Source organism: Stutzerimonas stutzeri SDM-LAC (assembly GCF_000235745.1).
Taxonomy (GTDB): domain Bacteria; phylum Pseudomonadota; class Gammaproteobacteria; order Pseudomonadales; family Pseudomonadaceae; genus Stutzerimonas; species Stutzerimonas stutzeri_H.
The window spans coordinates 1-1820 of record NZ_AGSX01000005.1 but is presented as its reverse complement, the minus strand read 5'-3'; the positions used below and the strand labels follow the sequence as shown (position 1 = coordinate 1820).

Genomic DNA, 1820 nt, shown 5'->3' with positions numbered 1-1820 from the left:
CGGCGCCCGTGGTGAAGTCATGAAAAACACGATCCTGAGCGTCAACGACGTGATCTACAAAACCTGCATCTGGGTCGCCGGCCTTTCCGTCGCGCTGATGTCCCTGATCATTCCCTGGGGCATTTTCGCTCGCTACGTCCTTAGAAGCGGCTCGGGATGGCCTGAACCCGTGGCGATCCTGCTGATGGTGCTGTTTACTTTTCTCGGTGCGGCCGCGAGTTATCGCGCGGGCGCGCACATGGCGATGGACATGGTCGCCCAGCGGATGCCGGAATCGTGGCAACGTGCGATTACCGTTTTCGTGCAGATCGTCATGGCGATCATCTGCCTGTTCATGACCATCTGGGGAACCTCGCTTTGCATCGCGACGTGGCACCAGTTCATGAGCACTCTGCCAACTCTGCGGGTAGGCATCACATACGCGCCGATTCCTCTCGGCGGTTTCATCACGCTGATTTTTGTGCTGGAACGCCTGTTTCTTGGTGACCAGAGCCATCGTCGGGCGGTCGATTACGAAGCCCTTGAAGACAGCAAGGAGGCGGTGTAATGGACGCGCTGATTTTGATTGGAAGTTTCATGGTGCTCATTACACTGCGTATGCCCGTCGCCTATGCGCTGGGGTTGGCTGCCCTGCTCGGCGCTTGGTGGATTGATATTCCGTTTGGCGCGATGATGATTCAGGTCGCGGGCGGCATCAATAAATTCTCGCTGCTTGCCATCCCGTTCTTTGTACTGGCCGGTGCGATCATGGCCGAGGGCGGCATGGCTCGGCGTCTCGTTGCCTTCGCTGGGGTATTGGTTGGCTTCGTGCGCGGAGGTCTCTCGCTCGTCAACATCATGTCCTCGGCGTTCTTTGGAGCGATCTCCGGCTCATCGCTGGCTGATACGGCATCGGTCGGCTCGGTGCTTATCCCGGAAATGGAAAAGAACGGCTATCCGCGCGAGTTCTCCACTGCCGTAACGGTCAGCGGCTCGGTGCAAGCACTGCTTACGCCGCCCAGCCATAACTCGGTGCTGTATTCGCTGGCAGCGGGTGGCACCATTTCGATCGCCTCGCTGTTTGTTGCAGGTATTGGTCCTGGCGTGCTGCTCAGCGTTGTGATGATGGGCATGTGCCTGTACTTCGCCCGCAAGCGTAACTATCCGAAGGGCGACGTCATCCCGCTGCGCCAGGCGCTAAAGATCTGCGTGGAAGCGCTCTGGGGCATGATGACGATGGTCATCATTCTCGGCGGCATCCTGTCAGGCATTTTTACTGCTACCGAGTCGGCGTCGATCGCCGTGGTATGGGCCTTCTTCGTCACAATGTTCATCTATCGCGACTACAAATGGCGCGATCTTCCAAAGTTGATGCATCGCACCGTACGCACCCTGTCGATAGTGATGATCCTCATCGCGTTCGCATCGGCGTTCGGTTACATGATGACGCTCATGGAGATTCCGTCGCAGATCACTTCGGCGCTGCTGACTATCTCGGACAACCGCTACGTCGTGCTCATGTGCATCAATTTCATGCTGCTGGTTCTTGGCACGCTGATGGACATGGCCCCGCTGATCCTTATCCTTACGCCGATCCTAATGCCGGTAATCACCGATATCGGTGTGGATCCGGTGCACTTCGGCATGATCATGCTGGTCAATCTCGGCATCGGACTGATCACTCCACCGGTAGGCGCTGTGCTGTTTGTTGGCGCTGCGGTGGGCAAGGTCACCATCGAGAACACGGTCAAGGCACTGCTGCCCTTCTACCTTGCGCTGTTCGCGGTGTTGCTTGCGGTAACCTACATTCCCGCGATCTCTCTCTGGCTGCCCAGCCTGGT

Annotated in this window: 2 protein-coding genes; both read left to right on the top strand. The window is 57.7% G+C overall.

Features of this window, described 5'->3' with window-relative positions:
* The first annotated feature begins 19 nt into the window (after window positions 1-19).
* Window positions 20-547 (top strand): TRAP transporter small permease, encoded by a 528-nt coding sequence (locus tag PSTU_RS0100430; RefSeq protein ID WP_029404533.1) that lies wholly within the window; start codon window positions 20-22, stop codon window positions 545-547.
* Window positions 547-1820: TRAP transporter large permease (locus PSTU_RS0100425; protein ID WP_019339075.1), on the top strand; the 1274-nt coding region annotated here is incomplete at its 3' end. The genes PSTU_RS0100430 and PSTU_RS0100425, both read left to right, overlap by 1 nt.

Coding starts and splice junctions, on each gene's coding strand:
- PSTU_RS0100430 (WP_029404533.1), top strand. CDS start 20: ATGAAAAACACGATCCTGAGCGTCAACGACGTGATCTACAAAACCTGC.